The 6,079-nt window shown below is 72.4% G+C and carries 1 protein-coding gene; it reads left to right on the top strand.

Features of this window, described 5'->3' with window-relative positions; translation table 11 throughout:
* Positions 1-6,079 (top strand): non-ribosomal peptide synthetase (locus AIIKEEIJ_RS11985; RefSeq protein WP_161995734.1); only part of this gene is annotated, 6,079 nt, incomplete at both ends.

Here is a 6,079-nt window from a genome sequence, read left to right as displayed (position 1 = left end):
GTCTCGACCGGGTGGGCCTCGACGACGACTTCTTCGCCCTCGGCGGCAACTCGCTGATCGCCACGCAGGTGGTCTCGCGGATCGGTGCGGCGCTCGATGCGTCGGTGCCGCTGCGGCTGCTGTTCGAGAACTCGACCGTCGAGACGTTGGCCGCCCGGATCGACGGTCACGACGGCCCGGCGCGACGGGCCCCGCTGGTGCCGCAGCCCCGGCCCGAGCGGGTGCCGCTGTCGCTGGCCCAGCAGCGCATGTGGTTCCTCAACCGGTTCGATCCCGACTCGACGGCGAACAACATCCCCGTCGCCGTCCGCATGTCCGGCCGGCTCGAAGTCCCGGCGCTCGAGGAAGCGGTGTGCGACGTCCTCGCCCGCCACGAGTCGCTGCGCACCGTCTACCCCGACCTCGACGGGTACGGCTACCAGAAGGTGCTCGCCCCGTCCGAGGTCCGCGTCTCGCTCGAGCCCGTGCGGATCGAGCCGGCGCAGCTCCCTGGCGAGCTGCGGGCGCTGGCGGCCACCCACTTCGACGTGTCCACCGACGTCCCGATCGTCGTGCGCCTACTGTGCCTGAGTCCCGAGGAGCACGTGCTCGTCGCGGTCATGCACCATATCGCCGGCGACGGCTTCTCGATGGGGCCGCTCACCCGCGACATCATGGTCGCCTACGCGGCCCGGTCGCTCGGCAACGAGCCCGCCTGGGAGCCGCTGGAGATCCAGTACGCCGACTACACCCTGTGGCAGCGCGACGTGCTCGGCTCCGAGGGCGACCCGGACTCCGTCGTCACCCGTCAGCTCGAGTACTGGAAGCAGGCGCTCGACGGATTGCCGGACGGGCTCGACCTGCCGACCGACCGGCCGCGGCCCGCGGTCGCGACGAATCGTGGTGCGACACATCGCCTCACCATCGACGAGTCGCTGCACGCCGCGCTCGGCCGGCTCGCCGGGGAACAGCGCGCGACGGTGTTCATGGTGGTCCACGCGACCCTGGCGCTGCTGCTGGCCCGCCTCGGCACGTCCCGGGACATCGCCGTCGGCACCCCGGTGGCCGGCCGCGGGGAACGCTCGCTCGACAATCTGATCGGCATGTTCGTCAACACCCTGGTGCTGCGCACCGAGGTGGACACGGCCGACACCTTCGCCGAACTGCTCGCCCGGGTGCGCGAGGTCGACCTCGGGGCCTTCGCGCACGCCGAGGTGCCGTTCGAGCGTCTCGTGGACGTGCTCGCGCCGGAACGCACCCAGGCCCGGACTCCGCTGTTCCAGGTCATGCTGGCGTTCCAGAACATCGGCGACGTGGCCCTGGAACTGCCGGGGCTGTCCGTCGCGCAGCTGCCCCTCGACGCGGGCGTGTCGAAGTTCGACCTCATGGTCACGATCCTCGAGGGTCAGGCGGCCGGCACCGACGCGGGCGACCTCGCCGTCGAGATCTCCTACGCCACCGACCTGTTCGACGCCCCGACCGTGGCCGCCGTCGGCGACCGGTTCGTCCGGCTGCTGCGGCTGGTGACCGAGCAGCCCGACGTGCCGGTCGGCGACCTGCCGATGCTGCCGGGCGCGGAACTCGACGCGGTCGAGCAGCTCGCGCGGGGGCCCCGCCGCACGCTCGACTGCGGGGCCACGCTGGTCGATCTCCTCGCCCAGCAGGCGGCCCGCACCCCCGACGCCGTGGCGATCGAGTCGGGTGAGTCGGCGCTGACCTACCGCGAGTTCGGCTCCCGGGTCAACGCGCTGGCGCGGTATCTCGTCGCGCGCGGCGCGGGACCGGACACGGTGGTCGCGGTGGCCGCCGGCCGCTCCACGGAGATGCTCGTGGCGATCCACGCGGTCCTCGCCGCCGGGGCCGCTTACGTCCCGCTCGACCCGGACCAGCCGGCGGACCGGATCACGTACGTCCTCGAATCCGCCTCGCCCGTCCTGGTTCTCACCAGGTCCGGGCGGGACCGCCTGCCCGGTGCGGACGCGGTGCCGGTCGTGGCGCTCGACGAGGCCGACACCGCGCCGTACGGCGACGCGCCGCTGACCGACGCCGACCGGCTCGCGCCGCTGCGGCCGCAGCATCTCGCGTACGTGCTCTACACGTCCGGCTCCACCGGTCGGCCGAAGGGCGTGGCCGTGCCGCACGCCGCCGTGGTCAACCAGTTGCTGTGGATGCGGGACCGGTTCGGCCCGACGGCCGGCGACGTCCTGCTGCTCAAGACCCCCGCCACCTTCGACGCCTCGGTGTGGGAGATCTTCCTGCCCCCGCTGGTGGGGGCGCGGATCGTGGTGGGTGCGCCCGACCTGCACCGCGACCCGCCCGGAATGGCGGCGGCGATCGCGCGTCACGCCGTTACGGTGGCCCAGTTCGTGCCCGCCGTCTTCGACGCGGTCCTCGAACACCTCGACCGGACGACCGCCGCGTCCCTGACCCAGGTCTTCTGCGGCGGCGAGAGCCTTCCGGCCGAAACCGTCGCACGGTTCCGCGCACTGAACGACGCGCCCGTCCACAACCTGTACGGACCCACCGAGACGACGATCCAGACCGTCCACCGCACGGCGGGTGCCGACGACGCCGGGGCGGTGCCGATCGGTACGCCGGTGTGGAACACCGACGCGCTCGTGCTCGACGAACGGTTGCACCCCGTGCCCGTCGGCGTCGCCGGCGAGCTCTATCTCACCGGTGTCCAGCTGGCCCGCGGCTATCACGGCCGCGCGGATCTGACGGCCGAGCGGTTCGTCGCGAACCCCTGGGCCGCCGGCGAGCGGATGTACCGCACCGGCGACCTCGCGCGGTGGACCGCCGCGGGCGAGCTCGACTACTTGGGCCGCACGGACCTGCAGGTCAAGCTACGCGGGCTGCGCATCGAACTCGGGGAGGTCGAGTCGCAGCTCGCCGCCCTCGACGAGGTGCGCCAGGCCGTCGCCGTGGTGCGCGAGGACCCGCGCTTCGGGCCGCAGCTGGTCGGCTACGTCGTCCCCGAGCCGGGTGCGGAGTTCGATCCCGCGAAGGCGAAGGACGCGCTCGCGGCCACGCTGCCGTCGTACATGGTGCCCTCCGCGTTCGTCGCACTGGACGCGTTCCCGCTGAACGCCAGCGGCAAGATCGACCGGCGCGCGCTGCCGGCCCCGACCTTCGAGGTGCGCACCTTCACCCCGCCGCGGACCCCGGTCGAGGAGATCGTCGCGGGCGTGTTCGCCCAGGTACTGGGCGTGCCGCGGGTCGGCCGCGACGACGACTTCTTCGATCTCGGGGGCAACTCGCTCGTCGCGACGCAGGTCGCGGCCCGCCTCAGCGAGGCGCTCGACGCGTCGATCCCGGTGCGGGCCCTGTTCGACGCCCCGACCGTCGAGGCCCTCGCGGTGCGGGCCGAGCAGGAGGCCGGCGCCGGCCGCCGCACGCCGCTGGTCCCGTACGAGCGGCCCGAGCGCATCCCGCTGTCGCCGGCGCAGCAGCGCATGTGGTTCCTCAACCGCTTCGACCCCGAGTCGGCGGTGAACAACGTGCCGATCGGCGTGCACTTCACCGGCGCCCTCGACGTGCCCGCGCTGCGCGGGGCGATACGGGACCTGACCGAGCGCCACGAGGTGCTGCGCACCGTCTACCCCGACGTGGACGGCACCGGCTACCAGCAGATCCTGCCGGAGTCCCCGGTGCGGCTCGTGATCGAACGCATCGACGCGCAGGCCCTGCCGGACCGCGCCCGCGAACTGGTGACGCGCGGATTCGACGTCACCACCGAGGTGCCCTTCCGCGCGGTGGTCTTCGAGCTGAGCCGGACCGAGCATGTGCTGCTGTTCGTCGCCCATCACATCGCCACGGACGGGTTCTCGGTGCGTCCGCTCGCCCGCGACGTGATGGTCGCCTACGCGGCCCGCACCCGCGGTGAGCTGCCCGGCTGGGCACCGCTCGAGATCCAGTACGCGGACTACGCCCTGTGGCAGCGCGACGTGCTCGGCTCCGAGGACGAACCGGGATCCGTGGCCGCCGAGCAGGTGGAGTTCTGGAAGCGCACCCTCGCCGCCCTGCCCGACCAGCTCGACCTGCCCTCCGATCGCGTCCGTCCCGAGCGGGCCTCCGGGCACGGCCGCACCAGCCGCTTCCGCGTCGAGGAGGCGCTCCACGACCGCCTGCAGAACCTCGCGCACGAGAAGAACACGTCGCTGTTCATGGTCGTGCACGCGGCGCTCGCGGTGCTGCTGGCCCGGTTGTCCGCGACCGAGGACATCGCGATCGGCACGCCGGTCGCCGGCCGCGGCGAGGCCGCCCTCGACGACCTCGTCGGCATGTTCGTCAACACCCTCGTCCTGCGCACCGACGTGCGGGGCGGGCAGTCCTTCGCGGACCTGCTGAGCGCGGTGCGCGAGAACGACCTCGATGCCTTCGCGCACGCGGACGTGCCGTTCGAACGGCTGGTGGAGATCCTCGATCCGGAACGCTCCCAGGCCCGGCACCCGCTGTTCCAGGTGGCGCTGACCTTCCAGAACATCGGACAGGCCGAGTTCGAACTCGACGGCCTCGCTCTGGAGGCGCTCGACTACGACCCGCCCACGGCGAAGTTCGATCTGCAGTTCACCTTCTCGGAGCAGGTGGCCCCGGACGGCTCGGCCGCCGGCATCGATGCCGCCGTGACCTACGCCACCGACCTGTTCGACGAGCTGCGGGTCGCCGCGTTCGCCGAGCAGCTGCTGCGGATCCTGCGGGCCGTGGCGGCCGACGCGTCGGTCGCGGTCGGTGACATCGAGATCGTCGACGACTTCGAGCGCGAGCTCGTGGTCTCCCGGTGGAACTCGCTGGGCGACGACGTCGCCCCGGCGGACGTGACGCTGGTGGACATGTTCGAGGCGCGCGTCGCCGCCGCACCCGGCGACATCGCGGTGCGGTTCGGCGACGAGGCGCTCACCTACGCCGAGTTCGCCTCCCGGGCGCGGCGACTGGCCCGGCACCTGATCTCCGTGGGTGTGGGTCCGGAGTCGCTCGTGGCGGTCGCGCTGCCGCGGTCACTGGATCTGGTGGTCGCGCTCGTCGCGGTGCTCGAGGCCGGCGGCGGGTATCTGCCGGTGGACCCGAACTACCCGGCCGACCGGATCGAGTTCATGCTCACCGACGCCGCGCCGGCCGCGGTGCTCACCCTCTCCGGCACGGGGGTCGACGTGCCCACCGCGGTGCCGGTGGTCGAGCTCGACACCGTCGACCTGTCGGGGGTGGACGACGCGCCGATCCGCGACGAGGAGCGCACCGCGCCGCTGGGCGCCACGAACCTCGCGTACGTCATCTACACCTCCGGGTCCACGGGCCGGCCGAAGGGCGTGCTGATCCCGCACCGGAACGTGGTGCGGCTGATGGTCAACACCGAGTCGGTCTACGGTTTCGGCCCGTCGGACGTGTGGACGATGTTCCACTCGTACGCGTTCGACTTCTCGGTGTGGGAGCTGTGGGGTCCGCTGCTGTACGGCGGCACCCTCGTCGTCGTGGACTGGTTCACCTCGCGCTCGCCGGAGGCGTTCCGCGAGTTGCTCGTTCGCGAGGGTGTGACGGTGCTGAATCAGACGCCGTCGGCGTTCTACCAGCTCGCCGAGGCGGACCGCACGGCCGGCGGGACCGGTGGCGAGCTGGCCCTGCGGTACGTGATCTTCGGTGGTGAGGCGCTCGAGCCGCGCCGCCTGGAGGGCTGGTTCGCCCGGCACGGGGACACCTCGCCGCGGCTGGTGAACATGTACGGCATCACCGAGACCACGGTGCACGTGTCGTACCGGGAGATCGGTGCGGACCTGGCCGAGGCCGGTTCGGCGAGCATCGTGGGCGTGCCGATCGCGGGCCTGCGGGTCTACGTCCTCGACACCCGTCTCAACCCCGTCCCGGTGGGCGTGGCCGGTGAGATGTACGTCGGCGGCGGGCAGCTGGCCCGCGGATACCTGGGCCGTCCGGACCTGTCCGCGGCCCGGTTCGTGGCCGATCCGTTCTCCGCCGACGGCGGATTGCTCTATCGCACCGGCGATGTGGCGCGCTGGGCGGTCTCGGGTGACCTCGAGTACCTCGGCCGCGCGGACGACCAGGTCAAGATCCGTGGCTTCCGGATCGAGCTCGGCGAGGTCGAGTCGGC

It is taken from the genome of Rhodococcus sp. YH1, assembly GCF_009939605.1.
Classification (GTDB): domain Bacteria; phylum Actinomycetota; class Actinomycetes; order Mycobacteriales; family Mycobacteriaceae; genus Rhodococcus; species Rhodococcus aetherivorans.
This window is presented reverse-complemented; position numbering and strand designations above follow the sequence as displayed.